The sequence below is a fragment of the Rhodococcus sp. A14 genome, from assembly GCF_011603105.1.
GTDB classification, from domain to species: domain Bacteria; phylum Actinomycetota; class Actinomycetes; order Mycobacteriales; family Mycobacteriaceae; genus Rhodococcus_F; species Rhodococcus_F opacus.
In genome coordinates, this window is sequence record NZ_JAAOQS010000027.1 from 28,966 (window position 1) to 48,317 (window position 19,352).

General features: G+C 68.2%; 10 protein-coding genes and 2 tRNA genes. 7 read left to right on the forward strand and 5 right to left on the reverse strand.

Annotated features, from left to right (window positions below; genetic code table 11):
• The first annotated feature begins 1 nt into the window (after window position 1).
• Window positions 2-2,026, forward strand: coding sequence for an NADPH-dependent 2,4-dienoyl-CoA reductase (locus tag G9373_RS16560; RefSeq protein WP_005570269.1), 2,025 nt, complete (start codon window positions 2-4; stop codon window positions 2,024-2,026).
• Between the two features lie 18 nt (window positions 2,027-2,044).
• On the forward strand, window positions 2,045-2,848 hold the full coding sequence (gene cmrA / locus G9373_RS16565; RefSeq protein ID WP_005570268.1) for a mycolate reductase: 804 nt from the start codon (window positions 2,045-2,047) through the stop codon (window positions 2,846-2,848).
• A gap of 63 nt (window positions 2,849-2,911) precedes the next feature.
• Here the strand turns inward: cmrA and G9373_RS16570 are convergent, their stop codons facing one another.
• A complete protein-coding gene (locus tag G9373_RS16570) occupies window positions 2,912-4,648 on the reverse strand; it encodes a helicase HerA-like domain-containing protein (RefSeq protein ID WP_167115913.1) in 1,737 nt (578 codons plus the stop codon).
• Between the two features lie 85 nt (window positions 4,649-4,733).
• Between G9373_RS16570 and orn the strand changes: the two genes are divergently transcribed.
• Together orn and G9373_RS16580 are read left to right on the forward strand one after the other, a co-directional pair.
• Window positions 4,734-5,333 (forward strand): oligoribonuclease, encoded by a 600-nt coding sequence (orn, locus tag G9373_RS16575; protein ID WP_005570251.1) that lies wholly within the window; start codon window positions 4,734-4,736, stop codon window positions 5,331-5,333.
• 85 nt (window positions 5,334-5,418) lie between these two features.
• Window positions 5,419-5,494: transfer RNA gene (locus G9373_RS16580), tRNA-His, on the forward strand.
• A gap of 62 nt (window positions 5,495-5,556) precedes the next feature.
• Here the strand turns inward: G9373_RS16580 and G9373_RS16585 are convergent.
• Window positions 5,557-6,795, reverse strand: coding sequence for an Ig-like domain-containing protein (locus G9373_RS16585; protein WP_005261990.1), 1,239 nt, complete (start codon window positions 6,793-6,795; stop codon window positions 5,557-5,559).
• 289 nt (window positions 6,796-7,084) lie between these two features.
• Here G9373_RS16585 and G9373_RS16590 point away from each other — a divergent pair.
• A tRNA-Lys gene (locus tag G9373_RS16590) sits at window positions 7,085-7,157 on the forward strand.
• 155 nt (window positions 7,158-7,312) lie between these two features.
• Here G9373_RS16590 and G9373_RS16595 read toward each other — a convergent pair.
• The gene (locus tag G9373_RS16595; protein WP_037236402.1) at window positions 7,313-7,534 is read right to left on the reverse strand and encodes a DUF3618 domain-containing protein; all 222 of its coding nucleotides are present in this window, start codon (window positions 7,532-7,534) and stop codon (window positions 7,313-7,315) included.
• 161 nt (window positions 7,535-7,695) lie between these two features.
• Here G9373_RS16595 and bcp point away from each other — a divergent pair, with 161 nt between their 5' ends.
• Together bcp and G9373_RS16605 are read left to right on the forward strand one after the other, a co-directional pair.
• Entirely contained in the window at window positions 7,696-8,169 is a 474-nt protein-coding gene (gene bcp / locus G9373_RS16600; RefSeq protein WP_005261992.1) for a thioredoxin-dependent thiol peroxidase, read from the forward strand.
• A 260-nt stretch (window positions 8,170-8,429) separates the two neighbouring features.
• Entirely contained in the window at window positions 8,430-9,119 is a 690-nt protein-coding gene (locus G9373_RS16605; RefSeq protein WP_005248286.1) for a TetR family transcriptional regulator, read from the forward strand.
• A 68-nt stretch (window positions 9,120-9,187) separates the two neighbouring features.
• On the opposite strand, the gene G9373_RS16610 is transcribed toward G9373_RS16605, so the two are convergent.
• Together G9373_RS16610 and G9373_RS16615 are read right to left on the reverse strand one after the other, a co-directional pair.
• Window positions 9,188-9,580, reverse strand: coding sequence for a holo-ACP synthase (locus tag G9373_RS16610; RefSeq protein WP_005248288.1), 393 nt, complete (start codon window positions 9,578-9,580; stop codon window positions 9,188-9,190).
• A gap of 9 nt (window positions 9,581-9,589) precedes the next feature.
• Complete coding sequence (locus G9373_RS16615) at window positions 9,590-18,913, reverse strand: type I polyketide synthase (protein WP_167115916.1); 9,324 nt, start codon at window positions 18,911-18,913, stop codon at window positions 9,590-9,592.
• Window positions 18,914-19,352: the final 439 nt, after the last annotated feature.

Sequence of the window (19,352 nt, forward strand, 5' to 3'; positions counted from 1 at the left end):
AATGACTCAGTTCCCTCAGCTCCTCGCTCCCCTCGACCTCGGTTTCACGACGCTGAAGAACCGGGTGATCATGGGCTCCATCCACACCGGGCTCGAAGATCGCGCGAAGGACGTTCCCCGTCTGGCCGAGTACTTCGCCGAGCGTGCCCGCGGAGGTGTCGCGCTGATCGTCACCGGCGGATACGCGCCCAACCGGACGGGCTGGCTGCTGCCGTTCGGCGCCAAGCTCACCAACCGTGTCGAGGCCGGGCGGCACCGCGCGATCACGAAGGCGGTGCACGACGAGGGCGGCAAAATCGCCCTGCAGATCCTGCATGCCGGCCGGTACAGCTACCAGCCCTTCAGCGTCTCCGCCTCCTCGATCAAGGCCCCGATCAACCCGTTCCGGCCCCGCAAACTCACCGGCCGCGGCGTCCGCTGGCAGATCCGCAACTTCGTCCGCTGCGCCCGACTCGCGCAGCAGGCGAACTACGACGGCGTCGAGATCATGGGCGGCGAGGGCTACTTCATCAACCAGTTCCTGTGCGAGCGCACCAACAAGCGCACCGACACGTGGGGCGGCACTCCCGAGAACCGCAGGCGGATGGCCGTCGAGATCGTCCGCCGCACGCGCAAGGCGGTGGGCCCGAACTTCATCATCATCTTCCGCCTGTCGATGGCCGACCTCGTCGAGGGCGGTCAGACGTGGGACGAGATCGTCGCGCTGGCACAGGAAGTGGAGGCCGCGGGCGCGACCATCATCAACACCGACATCGGCTGGCACGAATCCCGTGTTCCCACGATCGTGACGTCGGTGCCGCGGGCCGCGTTCGCCGACATCACCGGCAAGCTCGAGAAGCACGTGAGCATCCCCGTGGCCGCGTCGAACCGGATCAACATGCCGGAGGTCGCCGAGGAAATCCTGACCCGCGGCGACGCGCAGCTCATCTCGATGGCACGCCCGATGCTCGCCGATCCCGACTGGGTGCGGAAGGCGGAGGCAGGCACCCCCGACGAGATCAACACGTGCATCGCATGCAACCAGGCCTGCCTCGACCACGCCTTCGTCCGCAAGCACGTGTCGTGCCTGCTGAATCCGCGTGCAGGCCGGGAGACGGAACTGACGCTCTCCCCCACCCGGGCCGCGAAGCGTGTCGCCGTCGTCGGCGCCGGCCCCGCGGGACTGTCCGCGGCGCTCGGCCTGGCACAGCGTGGCCATTCGGTGACCCTGTTCGAAGCGGATTCGGAGATCGGCGGCCAGTTCGGCATCGCCCGCAAGATCCCCGGCAAGGAGGAGTTCGCGGAGACGATCCGGTACTACAACCGCCAGCTTCCGCTCGCCGGTGTCGACGTCCGGCTCGACAGCCGCGTCACCGCGACCGAACTGATCGGCGAGTACGACGAGGTGATCGTCGCGACCGGTGTGACGCCGCGCGTTCCGTCCATTCCGGGTATCGACCACCCGAAGGTGCTCACGTACCCGGAGGTCGTGCGGGGCGGCAAGCCCGTCGGGAAGTCGGTCGCGGTGATCGGAGCCGGCGGGATCGGCGTCGACGTCAGCGAGTTCCTCACCCACGAGCATTCCCCGACGCTCGACCTGAAGGAGTGGAAGCAGGAGTGGGGTGTCACCGAACCCGAAGCGGCGGCGGGCGCCCTCACCACACCCATTCCCGAACCGTCGCCGCGCGAGGTGTACCTGCTGCAGCGCAAGAGCGGCCGGATCGGCGCCGGACTCGCGAAGACCACGGGCTGGGTTCACCGGGCAGCGCTGAAGAACAAGGGCGTGCAGGAACTGTCCGGGGTCAACTACGAGCGCATCGACGACGACGGCCTGCACATCACGTTCGGCGCCAAACGCGAGAAGCCCCGCACCCTTGCCGTCGACAACGTGGTGATCTGCGCAGGTCAGGAATCTGTGCGTGACCTCGTCGACGAACTGACCGTCGCCGGCGTCACCACCCACGTCATCGGCGGCGCCGACGTCGCAGCCGAACTCGACGCCAAACGCGCGATCGAGCAGGGCACCCGGCTCGCCGCGCGCCTCTGACGCACTACGCTGCTGACCGTGAGCTTGCCGAACCCCACTCCCAGTGCCCGCGCCGTCGTGACCGGCGCCTCGTCCGGAATCGGCGAGGCGCTGGCCACCGATCTCGCCTCCCGGGGCCACTCCCTGATCCTCGTCGCACGCCGCGGCGAGGTGATGGAGTCACTCGCCGGGACCCTGCGCGACAAGCACGGCGTCGAGGTCGACGTGCGCGCGTGCGATCTGTCGGATCGCGACGCTCGGGCCACCCTCGTCACCGAACTGTCCGGACGAGAGATCAGCGTCCTGTGCAACAACGCGGGGATCGCCACGTTCGGCCCGGTCGCCGGACTCGATCCCGCGTACGAGCGGGCCCAGGTGGAACTCAACGCCGTTGCGGTGCACGACCTCACCCTCGCGGTGTTGCCCGGGATGCTCGAACGCAAGTCCGGCGCCATCCTCATGGTCGGCTCCGCGGCAGGCAACATGCCCATTCCCCACAACGCCACGTACGCGGCCAGCAAGGCGTTCGTCAACACCTTCTCCGAGTCGCTGCGCGGCGAACTCAAGGGGACGGGAGTGAACGTCACGCTGCTCGCACCCGGCCCGGTCCGCACCGAGGAGCCCGATCCGGCGGAGGCGTCGATCGTGGACAAGCTGGTGCCCGACTTCCTGTGGATCTCCAGCGAATACACCGCCAAGGTGTCGCTCGACGGGCTGGCCGACAACAAGATGCGCGTCGTGCCCGGCATCATCAGCAAGGCGATGTCCGTTGCCGGGCAATACAGCCCGCGCGCGGTGGTCGCCCCGATCGTCGGAACGTTCTACAAGAAGCTGGGCGGATGACCCCCGGGTGAATGTACCGGTCACCCCTGCCGAGGCGCTGAAAGGTACATTCGCCCAGCGTTTCTAGCGCCTGCGACGTTTTCCCGTCCCGAAGATGCTGCGGGAGATCTCGCGGCCGGCGGCCGACGCGGCCGAGCGGAGGAAGCTCTTCACCGCGGAGTTCCCGAGAATCTGCTCGGCCATGTTCGGCCCCTCCGGCTGAGCGGGCGGCGGTGGCGGCAGGTCGGGCAGCGGGGGCAGGTCGAGGCCCGGTTCCGTGGCCGGTGCCCCGGCGACCTTCGCCGTCAGCTTCTCGTACGCCGATTCCCGGTCGACGGTCTGCCGGTACTTCGCCGACAGCGGGCTCGACGACGCCGCCGCCGTGATCGCGTCGTTGCCGATGGCGTCCATCAGCGAGCGGGGAGGCCGAATCCTCGTCCACGCCACCGGCGTCGGCGCGCCCCGTTCCGACAGGACCGTGACGATCGCCTCACCGATGCCCAGTGAGGTGAGAGCTTTCTCGAGGTCGTAGTTCTCGGTGGTCGGGTACGTCCGTACCGTTTTCGTCAGTGCCTTCTGGTCGTCGGGGGTGAAGGCGCGCAGCGCGTGCTGGATCCGCGCGCCGAGCTGCGACAGCACCGCATTCGGGACGTCCGTCGGCAACTGGGTGCAGAAGAACACCCCCACTCCCTTGGAGCGGATGAGCTTCACGGTCTGTTCCACCTGCTGCAGGAACGCCTTCGACGCGTCCGCGAAGAGCAGGTGCGCCTCGTCGAAGATGAAGACGAGCTTGGGTTTGTCGAGATCGCCTTCCTCGGGCAACGTCTGGAACAGGTCGGCCAGCACCCACATCAGGAAAGTGGAGAACAATGCCGGGCGCGCGGCCTGGGCGCCCAACTCGAACAACGTGATCACGCCTTTGCCGTCGAGCACCCGGAGCAGGTCCTCGGTCTCGAGCTCGGGCTCCCCGAAGAACGTGTCGCCGCCGTCCGCTTCGAGATTGACGAGGGCCCTGAGGATCACGCCGGCCGTGGCCGGGGACACGCCGCCGATGCCCTTCAGATCGGCCTTGCCCTCGGCGCTGATGAGATGCGCGATGACCGATCGCAGATCCAACAGGTCGAGCAGCGCGAGCCCCTGAACGTCGGCCCAGTGGAAGATCAGCCCCAGCGTGGACTCCTGAGTCTCGTTGAGCCCGAGAACCTTGGCGAGCAGGATCGGCCCGAACGCCGTGATGGTCGCGCGGACGGGAATGCCCAGGCCTTCCGTTCCCAGCGAGAGGAATTCGACCGGGGACCCCGTCGGCCGCCACTCGTCGTCACCCGTCTCGGACGCTCGGGCCGTGATCTTGTCGCCCGCCGCACCCGGCTGTGACAGGCCCGACAGGTCGCCCTTCACGTCGGCCATCACCACGGGAACCCCTGCAGCCGACAACTGCTCGGCAATACCCTGCAGCGTCTTCGTCTTTCCCGTCCCGGTGGCGCCGGCGACGAGTCCGTGCCGGTTGACCGTCGCGAGGGGGATGCGCACCCGGGCCGCCCGATCCACGACGCCGTCGAGAACCACGGTGCCCAGCTCCAGAGCCGCACCCTCCGAGGAGTATCCGGCCGCGATGTCCGCGGCGGCACCGGAGGAGGCGGCGACGTCTGCGGGAGCACGGTTCTCCGCGGCCTCCGCGTCCCGGGCTTCCTGCTCCGCCGCCTCTGCCGCTGCCGCAGCCTCCGCCGCGATCCTGGCCGCTTCGGCGGCCGCCGCCCTCGCCGCCGCCGCCCTTTCCGCCGGGGTCGAGGTCGCGCCGCCGTCCTGCGATTGCCGGGTCATCCAAGCCCTCCTCGAATCACGCACGTCGGGAGAAAGTGTCCACCGCAGACCTTATCCCGTCACTCACGTGACTACTGTGTTCCTGGTGCAGGACAAACTTGTGTGGATCGACTGTGAAATGACCGGGCTCCGGCTCGGCACCGACAAGCTGATCGAGATCGCAGCTCTGGTCACGGACAGCGAGCTGAACGTGCTCGGTGAGGGTGTCGACATCGTCATCCACGCCGACGACGACGCGCTCGCGGCCATGCCCGACGTGGTGACCAAGATGCACGAGAACTCGGGGCTGACCGACGAGGTCCGGAAGTCCACGGTCACGCTCGCCGAGGCCGAGCAGCAGGTGCTCGCCTACATCCGCGAGCACGTGCCGGTCGCCGGGACGGCGCCGCTCGCAGGCAACTCGATCGCGACCGACCGCGGATTCATCGCCCGCGACATGCCGGACCTCGACACCTACCTGCACTACCGGATGATCGACGTCAGCTCCATCAAGGAACTGTCCCGGCGCTGGTACCCGCGGATCTACTTCGGTCAGCCCGAAAAGGGTCTCGCCCACCGCGCCCTGGCCGACATCAAGGAGTCGATCCGGGAACTGAAGTACTACCGGAAGACGGCGTTCGTGCCCGAGCCCGGACCGTCTACCAGCGACATCGCCGCAGTTGTCGAGGAACTCGGGCCCGCCTGAGATACCGATTGGCTTCTCGGGCACCGGACGCGCTAGTATCTTCCTCGCCGAAGTTACTGCCCCCGGGCGGTGCCTGAAGCACATGGTGAGTGTAGTTCAGTTGGTAGAGCACCAGGTTGTGATCCTGGCTGTCGCGGGTTCGAGTCCCGTCACTCACCCCAAACGGAAAGCCCCCGGCCTCGGCCGGGGGCTTTCCTCTTTGCGATTGGTCTGACGCCCGCCGTCAGGCGTTGGCGTTGCCCGCCTTCCAGACATCCCACGGGATGTTCCAGTCACCGAGGCCGTCCGTACCCGACAGCGTGCCGCCCAGCGTGTTCTTGACGATCACGATGTCGCCGCGCTTGGTGTTGTCGTACACCCACTTCGCGTTGGACGGGCTGAGATTCAGGCAGCCGTGGCTCGCGTTCGAGTAGCCCTGCTGCCCCACCGACCACGGCGCCGAGTGGAAGAAGATGCCGCTGTAGGACATTCGCGTGGCCCAATCGACGGGAGTCTTGTATCCCTGCGGGGAGTTGACCGGCACGCCGTAGGTGGACGAGTCCATGACGAGGTTCGCGAACCGGTCGCCGATGATGTAGACGCCGTTGTCGGTGGGTGTGTCGTCCTTACCCATCGACGTGGGCATCGTCATGATCACTTCGCCGTTGCGCTCGAACGTCACCTGCTTGGTGTTGTCGTCCGCCGTCGCGATCAGGGCGTCGCCGATGGTGAAGGCCGTGTGGACGTCCTCCTGGCCGAACAGTCCGTCACCGAGATCACGGCCGTACACGGCGACCTTGACGTCCACGGCGGTGCCGGGCGCCCAGTAGCTCTGCGGACGCCACCGCACCTCACGGTTGTTCACCCAGTAGAACGCGCCCTCGACGGGCGGATTCGTCGTGACGGTGATGCCGGCCTCCGCAGCCTTGCGGTCGGGGATGTTCTCGTCGAACTGGACCGCGATCGGCTGACCGATGCCCACCACGTCGCCTTCCGACGGCATCACGTACGGCTTGGTGACGTTGCCGGGAGCGCTGGTGGTGAACGCGGATGTCGAGGTGGTGCCCCCGCCGAGTCCGTTCGCCTTCACCTCGAGCCGGTACTCCTTGTCGTAGCCCAGCGGCTCCGTGTTGACCCAGGACAACCCGTCGGGCGCGATGGCGCCGTCGACCGTCTCGCCCTCCGGGTTGAGCATGGTGACCGCCGCCAGCGTGCCGTCGGCCACCGTCACCGTCACCGGCTGTCCGGGCGAGAATCCCACCGCACCATCGACGGCCGACGCCGTCAGCTTCGGCTTGATGAGCTCGGTGACCGGATTGGAATCGATCGGCGCCTCACCTTCCGACGTGACGCTGTCGGCACCGGAGACGGTGCACCCCGCGATCGACAATGCGAATACGAGTGATGCCGCCACAATCGTCGCCGTCTTCGAGACGGATCTCACCGATTGCGCACGCACGCGCCCGCCACGCCCCACACCCATGGATAACCCCACTTCACGTCCTCGCTCCGAATTCACGTTCAAGCCGGCACGTCCCTCGCCTTCGCGAGACGAATCAGCACGTCGAGACCGTGTGGTCTCCAATGATGCCAGCCACTGGAGACCGGTTCCAACCAAGCGCCGAGCCGCTCAATAACGTTCGAATATCAATCGTGACCAGCGGCGCTCTCGTTACGCGCCACCGTGCGGACCGGGTCGCCACGGGCAGTCGCCACCAGGCGATTTGCATTCCCGAGAAGCGACCCGCTAATGTTCTGTCTCGCAAGAGCGAGCGCCTATAGCTCAGTTGGTAGAGCAAGTGACTCTTAATCACTGGGTCCGGGGTTCGAGTCCCTGTGGGCGCACTTGCACGAAGGCCCCCATCCTCTCACGAGGATGGGGGCCTTTCTCGTGTCACCATCTCAACGCACCGCTCGGGCGGTCAGATGACGAACGGGCCGCCGGAACGTGAAGTCACTGCGAACTTCACATCCGACGGCCCGTTGTCGACGAGGGTCGTTCAGCGCAACGCTTTGCGGAGCACCAGGAGCCCTGCCACCGCACCCACGGCGATCAGTCCGTACTTGACCGCCGGCTCGTTCAGCTTCGCGATCAGCGTGCGCTTCGTGTTCTCCACGAGACGCTTCGGGTTGGTGCGGACCGTCAATTCGTCGAGAGTGCTCGCGAGCTGATTGCGCGCGTTCTCGATCTCACGCTCGATGCTCTCGGTGTCCCTGGGCACGTGTCCTCCAACTTGTTCGACTGGTTCGATCAGCGAGAGCGACGCTACCGCGACGATCCCACACTTGCGTCAACCGTAGACGAGAACTCCCGACCTGCGACTCCGTCTCCCCCGATCGCGCTTCGGGCCACGTCCACACCTTCCCGGTAGCCTGACTTCTCGTGACCGACAACAACAGACTCGCCCCCGGAGACACCGCACCCGCCTTCACGCTGCCCGACGCCGACGGCAACGACGTGTCGCTCGCCGACTACCGCGGCCGCAAGGTCGTCGTGTACTTCTACCCGGCGGCGAGCACGCCGGGCTGCACCAAACAGGCCTGCGACTTCCGCGACAACCTCGCCGACCTGAACGGCGCCGGCCTGGACGTGATCGGCATCTCCCCCGACAAGCCGGCGAAGCTGGCCAAGTTCCGCGACAACGAGGGACTGACGTTCCCCCTCCTGTCCGATCCCGACAAGGCCACACTCGAGGCGTGGGGCGCATTCGGCGAGAAGAAGATGTACGGCAAGACGGTGCAGGGTGTCATCCGCTCCACGTTCCTCGTCGACGAGGACGGGAAGATCGAAGTGGCCCAGTACAACGTCCGCGCCACCGGCCACGTCGCGAAACTGCGCCGGGACCTGTCCGTCTGATCCACGCGACGGGCGGCTGCATCGTCAGCCGCCCGCGACCCATCCGAAACGGTCCGTGGCCTGCTGTCGGGCACACACGCCGACGCCACGGCACTGCCCGCGGCGTTGTGGTGGGTCGGAATCTCAGCGAGCGGCCACTTGTGGCCGATCACATCGGTCACGCCCGAAACGGCGCGACGAGTCTCCTCGCCCAGGTGAAACCCGACGCGTCACCGGGAGGGATCTTCGGAATCCGGACGAAAGACGGATAGCCTTGGGCGGTGGAGTCTTCAGTCAGCAAGCAAGCGCCGCGCCGAGTGGACCCGGCGTTGGAGCTGCAGTCGGACCCGCAGGAACTCCTGCCCCGCAGACGGCCGACCCAGGAACGTAGTCGCCGGAAGTTCGACGCGCTGCTCACGGCATCGCGGGAGTTGCTGGTGGACGTGGGATTCGAATCGTTCACGTGCGAGGAGGTCGCCGCACGCGCGGACGTCCCGATCGGCACCCTCTACCAGTTCTTCGCGAACAAGTACGTGATCGTCTGCGAACTCAACCGGCAGGACCTCGTCGGAGTCCAGCACGAGATCGCCCAGTTCAACGGTGAGGTCCCGTCCCTCGACTGGCTGCGGTTCCTCAATTCCTTCGTCGACCACATGGCGGGCCTGTGGACGTCCGACCCGTCGAGGCGCGAGGTGTGGCTGGCGATGCAGTCGACGCCGTCGACGCGCGCCACCGGTGCCATCCACGAGAAGGCGTTCGCGGAGCAGGTGTCACGGATGCTCGCGCCGCTCACCCCGCAGACATCGCGGGAGCGGCGCACGATGATGGCCGAGGTGCTCGTCCACGTCGTGTACTCGATGCTCAACTTCTCCGTGCAGGACAATCAGAGCCACGCGGACGCCGTCGCCGAACTCAAACGGCTGATGGTGGCATACCTGTTGGTCGCGGAGAAGGAATCGCGCTCCACCTAGGCGCTACGCGCCTGTGCGCCCTTCCGGTTGCCGGAGCTACCAGAAAGGCGCACGGGCGCCGAAGGCGCCTACAGCGACTCGATGACGGCGAACGCGCCCGCCATGTCTCCGTCGTGTGTGAGGGAGATGTGAATCTTCACGTCGGTCAGATGCTTGGCGACGTCTCCGCGTAAGCGGATACTCGGTCGCCCCCACGCATCCGTCACCACCTCGATCAGGTGGTGGATCATCTCGGGCAGCACCGGCGGGCTGGCGAAGAGAGACGTGGACCAGGCCTTGATCACTGCCTCCTTCGCAGCCCACCGGGCGGCGAAATGTCTAGCCGGATCGGAGCTCCGGGTCACGGCGTCCCGACGCTCGCCCGGTGTGAAGTTGTCGAGCATGGCCGTCCCTGGCCGGTCCAGCTGCTCGGCGAACTCCGACACCGTCACGAGATCGAAGCCGATCCCCAGAACTCCCATCCGTCGTTCCTACTTGCAGCCGGGCAGACCCGAGCTGTACACGTCGTCCGCTCCGAGGCGCGCGGCCTCGGTGAGCAGGACGTCCGCCTCGAGCTGACGGGACGCTGCGGCCGGGACGCTGTCGCCGCCGAAGCGACGATCCGCCGGACGCTCGTACAGGCTGCCGCCGCCGACCATGGCCTTCGCCAGTCGACGCTGACCCTCGACGGTGCGCTTGCGTGCCTGCTCGAGGTACGCCTCACGCTTGTCGGCCGGGATGGCCTCGACGAACGCCTGCGAGTGCACGACCGCGACCATGCCGGACACGTGCCCGAAGCCGAGGCTGGTCAGCAGACCGGCCTTCAGCGCGAACTGCTCGCCGAAGCGGAGCGGCTCCCGAGCCCACACGAGGTGTTCGAACTCGGCCATCTTCTCGTCGACGCAGTCGAGGCTGCGGTTCGGCGGAACGATGCCCTGGTCGAGCACCTGGCAGAGACCGATCAGCTGGAACGCGGCGGCACCACCCTTGGCGTGTCCGGTGAGGCTCTTCTGCGAGACCACGAACAGCGGTGCACCTTCGCTGCGGCCGAGTGCCCCGGCGAGGCGCTCGTGCAGCTCCGCCTCGTTGGGATCGTTGGCCGCGGTGGACGTGTCGTGCTTGGAGATCACCGAGATGTCGTCGGCACTGACACCGAGCTTGCCGAGGGACTGGGCGAGCTGCGAATCCGCTCCCCCACGACCCGCGCCGAGCGCACCGATTCCGGGAGCCGGGATCGACGTGTGGACACCGTCCGCGAACGAGCCGGCGTAGGCGACCACACCGAGGACGGGCAGGCCCATCTCGAGTGCCAGGTCACCGCGGGCCAGCAGGATCGTGCCACCACCCTGCGACTCGACGAACCCGCCGCGACGACGGTCGTTGGCCCGGGAGAATCGACGGTCGTCGATGCCCTTGGCCCGCATGTCGTCGGTCTTGGCCGTGGCGGACATGTCACCGAATCCGATGATGCCCTCCGCGCTGAGGTCGTCGAACCCGCCGGCGACCACGAGCTGGGCCTTGCCGAGCTTGATCTTGTCGACGCCCTCTTCGACGGACACCGCGGCCGTGGCGCACGCCGCAACCGGGTGGACCATGGCGCCGTAACCGCCGACGTAGGACTGGACCACGTGCGCCGCAATCACATTCGGCAAGGCTTCCTGCAGGATGTCGTTCGGCCGGTTCTCGCCGAGCAGCGTGTCGATGTACAGCGACCTCATGGAGGTCATGCCGCCCATGCCGGTGCCCTGGGTGTTGGCGACCAGCGAGGGGTGCACCCACCGCAGCAGTTCGCTGGGCGTGAACCCACCGGTGAGGAACGCGTCCACCGTGGCGACGATGTTCCACAGGCCCACGCGGTCGACGGAGTCGGCCATGTCGGCGGGGATGCCCCACTTGGTGACGTCGAATCCGGTCGGGATCTGACCACCCACGCTGCGCGTGAGCTTCATCTTGCGGGGGACGCGGATCTCGGTGCCCGCACGGCGGGTGACCTGCCAGTCACCGCTGTCCGGGACCGGCGTCGCGACCGTGTTCTCCGGGTCGGCCTCGACGAAGGCCAGTGCCTCCGCCTCGGTGCTGACCACGAAGCTCAGGTCCTTGTCGAGGAAGACCGACGTGAGGAGCGGTGCGGTGTTCTCGACCATGGCGCCGTCGTCCGCGTAGCGGCGGATGCCGCAGCGCTCGACGACTGCGTCGTGGTACTTGTCCGCGATCTCGGCCTCCGGAACCAGTTCCCCGGTCTCGGCGTCGTACCAGCCTGCGGACGGCGTGGTCTCCCACACGACGAGTCCGGTGTTCCAGGCGAGTTCGAGAACGCCTGCCGCCGAAAGCTCTTCGTCGACCTCCATCTCGAAGCGGGTACGCGAGGAACCGAACGGTCCGAGCTCACCGGCGCCGACGATGACGACGAGGTCCTCCGGAGCCGCGGTGACGCCGGACCAGGCCGGTGCCACCGACGCGGAGACCCGCGGCGGGGCGGGGAGAGCCGCGATGGTGTCGAGCTCGTCCGCATCTGCGTCGGCCTCGGCGGCTGCGGTCGCAGCTTCCTGAGCCTGCTTCGCCAGCGCGGGCAGGTCCAGGTTCGCCTGGGCGAGCCCACCGGTCAGATCGGCCGCGAGCGGCTCGGTGGAGGCGAGGCGACGTGCCTCGGGCTCGCACCACTGCAGCAGCTCGGTGGCCATTTCCTGGGTGGACCAGGTACGGACTCCGGCACCCTCGACGGCCTCGACCAGCGGGTCGTTGCCGCCCATGAGGCCGGTTCCGCGGACCCAGCCGATGAGAGCGTGCACCAGGGTGACGCGCTCGGCCCAGTTGCGCTCGGCCTTCCAGCGGCCGACCACTGCGTCCAGCGCGGCCTTGGCCTCGCCGTACGCACCGTCGCCACCGAACAGGCCGCGGTTCGGGGAACCGGGCAGGACCACGTGCAGGTGGGTGTCGACGTCACGGTCGTAACCGATCTTCGACAGTCCGCCGATCAGGCGCTCCACCGACCAGAGGAGAACGCGCATCTCCATTTCGGCGCGGGCGCCGGCGTCGGCGAGGTCGCCTGCCACGCGGGGCGCGGCGAACGGGAACAGCAGCGTCGGGGTGACCGCTTCCTTGACGAGCTTCTTCGATCCACCGGCCGTCTCGTACTGGGCTTCACCGATCCACTCGATGAGCGCGTCGATGTCCGTGTAGGACGCCATGTTCGCGGGGACCACCCACAGGGCGGCACCGGCGCGAGCAGTGCGGCGGTAGAGGTCGCGGTAGAAGCCGAGACGCTTGTCGTCGAGACGCGAGGTGGTCACGAAGACCGTCGCGCCGCCGGCGAGGAGCTTGCCTGCGACCGAGGCCGCGATGGAGCCCTTGCTGGCACCGGTGACGACGGCGACCTGGTCTGCCCATTCCGGGGTCTCGTCGGTGACGACGGCTGCCGCCTCCGCGATGCGTCCGTACTTCTCGGCCAGGGCCGTGCGACCCTCGTCGGTTGCGCGGGCCTGCCACCATGCGGCCTGCGCCGCAACGGACTTGCCTGCACCGGCGAAGCCTTCGATCTCGAGAGACTCCACGCCTGCCGCGTCGATCCACAGACGAGCGAGGTCCTCACGTGCGCTGGCCCAACGGTCGTCGAGCAGGACCGCCCGCTTGGCGTCGAACGCCGGAGCGACCAGGCGCGGCCAGTCGGAGCCGAGTTCCGCCGACACGAGGTCGACGAGTTCGGTGTCGGTCGGTTGCGCTGCCGTCGCAGTGTCGCCTGCGAAGCCGAGCTGCTCGAGCACGAGGCGGGCGGCCGAGGCCAGCACGCCGTCGCGGCCCGTGATGTGCTCGGTGAACTCGCCCAGTGCCGCGGCGTCGACGGTGCCACCGGCTCCGCCACCCGAGGACGGGAGGGAGACGCTGATCCCGCGGCGCGAGGCCACTGCGGCCACTGCGCTGTCGATGACGGCGTCGACTGCGGCGCCGTCGGCGAGACCGCCGCCGGCCAGGCCGCCGAGGTCACCACCACGGATGCTGGAACCGTCGCGGGTTCCGAGCGCCACCTCGGCGGTGACGTGGTAGGCCCAGCCGTCGCCGAGTTCCCAGACCTTCTTCACACGGTCTGCGATGGCCGCCGGGCGACGACCCGAGGGGCCGAAGACCTTGCGGAGGTGATCGTTGATCGAGTCGGACAGCACCGGGCCGAACGGCTTGTACGTGCGGGCCAGGGAGTCGACCGTGCCGGCGAGCGAACCCATGTCGGCGTCAGCGGCACCGTCGATCGCGCCGAGCGAGAGCTCGGAGCCGAGGTCGACGAGCAGCTGGTTACGCCGCGAGGACACGCCGTCGCACAGCGCCTCGATCGTGTCGACGGGGCCGACCTGATCGGGACGGAGCTTGGTCCACAGGCTGATCAGGACCTTGGTGGCGTCGGCGGCCTTGAACGCGATGTCGTCGGGACGCGGTCCGCCGGACGGTGCAGCGGCCGGGGCCGGGGCGGCGGCGGGTGCGGCCGATGCGGCGGGCGCCTCGGCTGCGGGTGCTGCGGGCTCGTCGTCCTCGACCGGCGCCGGATCGACGTCGGTGGAGTACACGATGGACGCTTCACGCTCGATGTTGAGGACCTCGACCGGGTAGCCGAAGCGGCCCGGCAGCTTCAGGGTCTGCGACGCGAGGTTCGCGACGGTCGGGACGGAGCCCAGACCGATCTCCACGAACCGCTCGACACCCAGTCCACCCTCGGACTCGTCGGCGAACAGCAGGTCCTGCGTCTCGATCCAGCGCACCGGGCTGGCGAACTGCCAGGCCAGGAGCTCGGTGAGGACCACGCGGGTGAGCTGGACCGGCTTCTTCGCCCAGGAGTCGAAGTCCTTCAGCACCTTGTCGAGGGGCTTCGACGGCACCAGGTCGGCGATCTCCTGCACGAACTCCTTCTTCAGGGAGAACGGCTTGGGGACCAGGTTCGGGATGTAACGCCCGATCAGGATGGCCGGGTCGATGTCCTGCGGAAGCAGTTCCTCGAGACGTCCGCGGAAGTCGTCGACGCCGCCGCGGAGCACCGTCGAGTGGAACGGGACGTCGATGCCCGGGACCATGATGTACGCGCGCTTGCCACCGAAAGCCTCACGGCGGATGTCGATTTCGACCTCCAGCGCGTTGAGTCCGGCGACCGTACCGGCGATGGCGTACTGCGAGCCACGCAAGTTCAGGTTCACGATCTGCAGGAACTCACCGGTCGCCTCGGCGACACAGGCGACGAACGCCTCGACGTCGTCGTCGGCCAGACCGATCTGCGACGGGCGGATGGCAGCCATCCGGTAGTCGGAGCGGCCGGCCTCGTCGCGGGGTACGAGTGCGTGCATCGCGGAGCCACGCTGGAAGACCACCTCGAGAACGGCTTCGAGAGGCAGCACACCGGCGACGGCGGCGAGGGCGTTGTACTCACCGACCGAGTGGCCTGCGAGCAGGGCACCCTCGACGAAGGCACCGGATTCGCGGAGCTCGGCAACCTGAGCCACACCGAGCGTCGCCATCGCGACCTGGGTGAACTGGGTCAGGTGCAGAACACCGTCCGGGTGCTTGTGCTCGACACCGCGGGCCTTGACGACCGTCGGGTTGTCGCGGACCACGGCGAGGATCGAGAAGCCGAGGGCCTTGCGGGTGTGCTTGTCGGCGCGGTCCCAGATCTCACGGGCGGCCTTGGAGCGGGCGCGGGCGTCGAGGCCCATGCCGGGACGCTGGATGCCCTGTCCGGGGAACGCGTAGACGGTCTTCGGGGCGGCGGTGCGACCCGTTGCGACCATCACCAGTTCACCGTCGATGCGGCAACCGACCTCGACGATCTCGGCGCCACGGTCCACCGCGATGCGGTCGACGCGGACGTCGATCTCGGCGCCCGGGCGAACCATGCCCAGGAAGCGTGCGGTCCAGGCGGTGAGGCGACGCGGCGGCGTCTTGGTCTCGGCCGGATCCACGGCGGTGACGACCTGCTGGGCGGCGGCGGAGAGCCACATGCCGTGCACGATCGGGCTGCCGAGGCCGGCGAGCAGTGCCGCGTTGTCGGAGGTGTGGATCGGGTTGTGGTCGCCCGACACCTGGGCGAAGGAGCCCATGTTGCGGGGAGCGACGATCGTGGTGTCGCGGCGACGACGACGCGGGGTGTCGACGGCCTCGTCACTCAGCGAGCCACCGGCGCGGGCCGGGTCGGTCAGTTCGCCCTTGCCGGTGCGGCCGCGGATCGCGAAGCGCTCCGACAGGGTGACGACGGCAGGCGCGTCCAGGCCCTCGCCGAGCATGGCGCCGACCTCGACCTTGACCTCGACGACGCGGCCCAGGTCGGTGTCGAGAACCGAGGCGACCTCGGCCTTGACGACGAGAATGCTGGTCTCCGAAGGCAGTTCGCCGACGAAATCGACGCTGTGGTCCAGGTGGACCAGGTCGAGCATGCCCTCGATGACGGACAGCGAGTCCTCGGTCTTGGCAGCACCGAGCACGGCGAACACGGCCGGCCAGCAAGCACCGACGACCACGTCCGGGACGGCCTTGCCGCTGACGCTCAGCGTCGTGGGCAGACCCGAGCCGGTGACACCGGCATGGTCGGCGACCAGGTCGGGCGTCCAGGCGAGGTTGAGGCGTGCGACACCGTTCTTGACGGCGGGCAGTTCCTGACCGGCCGCGACCGCGAGGAGTGCGGTCATCGACTTCTCGGCGTCGGCCTCGGTGACCACGGGAGCGCCACCGTCCGCGACGGACGCGGGAACGGTGATGGTGATCTGGACGGACTTGGCTGCCACCAGCGGGACGGTGAGGAGCACCTGCTGGTCGTCGATGACGGACAGCTCGGCACCGGTGGTCTCGTGCACCGCGAGGGTGTCGGACTCGATCGACCACTTGTCGAGGTCACCGAGCCGGCGAACCGGGTTCAGCGTCAGGCGCGAGGCCCACTGGATGTCGGGAGCCGACAGCACGGTGTCGAGGAGGCCGCGGGCGATGTCCGCGTGACGGCGTGCGGGCAGCGACAGCGGCGCGACACCGGCCGTGACCAGCTCGTCGTACGTGGCCTTCTCGAAGCGGTCCAGCAGCTCGCCGACAGGCTCGTCGACGCGCGTGATGCCGGCGACGGCGACGGTGCCGGGGATGACGCAGACCTGGTCGGCCGTGTAGCGAGGATCGTGTGCCTGCCACAGCGAGTCGGAACGCCACCAGCGGCGGACGTCACCGTCGACGACGGGCACGAAGTTGACCGGCTTGCCGGGGGTCTTGCACAGCGAGACGAAGAAGGAGACGTCCGCGGGGTGCAGAACCGTGGTGGCGTAGTCGGGGTACTGCGCCTGCAGGGCGCAGACGGCCGCCTCGGGACGCTCGAGAATCGCGTCGTCGGCGAACAGGGTGGGGATGGGGCCACGATCGACCGGGTGCAGACGCGACTCGGTGCGCTGCAGCATCTCGCCGAAGCGCGCACGCCAGGTGATGTCGAGCCACGGGCTCGAGGTGGCCTCGGTGATGGCGTCCTGGAGGTCGGTGCCGCAGTCGAATGCCTTCGCCGCGTCGATGCCGACGGCCAGCTCGAGGTAGCGGCGCAGCCACTGCTCGTACGTCATGGTCGCGACGTCGCCGAAGTACGGCTTCGCCGTGATGTTCAGTGCCTCGATGATCTCGTCGCGACGCTCGGCGACGGCGTCGGCGTCTCCGGCGACCTCGTCGAGCAGACGGCCGGTGCGGGACGCTGCGTTGTCGATCTCGTGGATGTCGGCGCCGAGCTGGCTGCGGCCGGAGGCCATGCCGCCCTCGGCGGTGCCTGCTCCGACCCAGTCCGGAGTACCGGGGGTGTCGACGAGGAGCTGCTTCACCTCGGCAGAGGTGGTCGCCTCGAGGGTGGCCATGGCGGCGGTACCGACCAGGATGCCGTCCAGCGGCATGGCCGGGAAGCCGTGTGCAACGGACCAGCGGCCGGTCAGGTAGTCGGCAGCCCGCTCGGGCGTGCCGATGCCGCCACCGACGCACAGGACCAGGTTCGGCCGGGTACGCAGCTCGGCGTAGGTGTCGAGGAGCAGGTCGTCCAGGTCTTCCCACGAGTGGTGGCCGCCGGCGCGGCCGCCCTCGATGTGGGCGATGACGGGGAACGAGGGAACCTCGTTGGCGATGCGGATGACCGAGCGGATCTGCGCGACCGTGCCCGGCTTGAACGCGACGTAGCTGAAGCCGGCATCGGTGAGGTCGCCGATGATCGAGACGGCGTCCTCGAGCTCGGGGATACCGGCGGTGACGACGACACCGTCGAACGGGGCGCCCGCGGCGCGGGCCTTCGGCACGAGGCGCTTGCCACCGACGTGGAGCTTCCACAGGTAGGGGTCGAGGAACATCGAGTTGAACTGCACAGCGCGGCCCGGCTCGAGCAGCCCGGTGAGCTTCTCGACGTTGTCGGCGAAGATCTGCTCGGTGACCTGGCCACCGCCGGCGAGCTCGGCCCAGTGGCCTGCGTTGGCTGCTGCGGCGACGATCTTCGGGTCGACCGTGGTCGGGGTCATACCGGCGAGCAGGATCGGCGAACGACCGGTCAGCTTCGTGAACGCGGTCTCGACGCCGATGCGACCGCCCGGCAGCGACACCGGCTTCGGGAGGAACTCGGTCCACGCGGCGGGAACCTCGGGGGTTGCGCCCGGCGTGAGCAGGTTGCGGTGACCGCCACGGGTCGCGGCGGCAACGATGCCGACGCCCTGGCCGCGGACACTGGCCGACGTCATGCGGGTGAGGAGGTCACCGGGTCCGAGGTCGAGGATCCACGCGGCACCGGCTTCGAGGGTGCTGTCGACGGCAGCAACCCAGTCGACGGGATCGACCAGGCAGGCGCTCGTGAGAGCGCGGGCCTTCTCCTCGTCGAGACCGCAGCGCACAGCCCACTGGCCGACGATGTCGATCGTCTCCGCGAGTGCGGGGTGGTGGAAGCCGATCTCGACCGCGAGGGGCTCGAAGACAGGCGCGAAGATGGAGCCGCCACGCTTCTTGGCGTCGCGCTCACGGGCCTCGTCGGCCTCGATCTGCTCGCACCGCTGCTGAACGCGTGCCAGCTGGGCGGGCGGGCCGGACAGCACGACACGGCGACGGGCGTTACGGATGCCGAGGACGGCTGCACGCTCGGGCTCGAGGCCCTCGGCGAGCTCCTCGACGATCTGACGCAGTCGTTCCGGGTCGACGTTCGATACAGCGAGCATCGGGGTGGAGTCGGCGGCGGCGATCACTCCGCGACGACGGCCGACGAGGCCGGCAGCCGCACCGATGAGCTGAGCGAGGGCGAGGAGTTCGCCGTCCTTCTGACCCGAGGAGGCAACGGCCTCCGCGGCGAGGAGCCCCTGGGAGTGGCCGATCACCGACACGGGAGCCGTAACCGCGGGATCGAGGCCCTGAGCAGCCAGCGCACGCAGCGCTGCGATCTGGGTGAGGAAGACGCCGGGGAGAGACACCGCCGCCGAGGTGAGGGCTGCCGCGGAGGGACCGGCCGCCTGGGCGCCGTCCTCTTCGTCGGCGAGTTCCTGCTCGAGGATCCAGGCGATGGGGTCGAATCCGACCGGGCGCACGACGAGGAGTTCCTGCGCCACGGGGGCCAGGTAGTCGGCCGCGTCGTTGACGATCGTGGTGAGTGCCGGCTCGAGTCCGTTGTCGCGGCTCAGTTCCTCCAGCGAGCTCAGCCAGGGCGCGCCCTGACCACCGAAGGCGAGCGCGTACGGCTCACCTCCGAGCAGACGATCCACGAGGGTGCCCTTGCTCGACGACCGAGTGTCGTCCCGGTCTACGCCGATGCGCCGCGAACCCTTCGAGTTTTTTCCGTTTCCTGCGGGTGTCGTGTCGTCAATCGTCACGCGTATGTCCTCTCCTGGTCCCCTCTGGGGGGAGGTGGGGATAGTGTCTGCCGCCCTCGGCATCGTGTGCCAGCTGTATCGGCTCTGATCAGCTCTTCCGGGCTGTTCAAGGTTGACACAGAATCATGAGGATTTCCTCACGTTCACGAGCCGTCGTGGTGTCACAGCCGTGCATCGGAGAAATATCCCGTGATGTCCCTCACAGATCTCCCGTGAAGTGACCGGCGAGTAGAACGCGTCCGTGCTGGACGAGGGCGGTGCAAGGACGTCCAAGAACCTGAGGAAAGCCTCATATTAATCGTTATCAATCTGTTACCACCTTGACGAAGTCCCAGGTTCATGCAGGTCTGCGTCCTCGAATCCGGGTCCGCGACCAGCGAAAGCGAACCTGTCGGACCCTCGCACTAATGTTCGAATCCAGGAACTGCCGACAGCCATT

Bases quoted from the DNA above. Each gene is read 5' to 3' on its own strand.
- G9373_RS16570 (WP_167115913.1), bottom strand. From the start codon at position 4,648: ATGACCCGGCAATCGCAGGACGGCGGCGCGACCTCGACCCCGGCGGAA.
- G9373_RS16585 (WP_005261990.1), bottom strand. From the start codon at position 6,795: ATGGGTGTGGGGCGTGGCGGGCGCGTGCGTGCGCAATCGGTGAGATCC.
- G9373_RS16560 (WP_005570269.1), top strand. From the start codon at position 2: ATGACTCAGTTCCCTCAGCTCCTCGCTCCCCTCGACCTCGGTTTCACG.
- G9373_RS16610 (WP_005248288.1), bottom strand. From the start codon at position 9,580: ATGGGAGTTCTGGGGATCGGCTTCGATCTCGTGACGGTGTCGGAGTTC.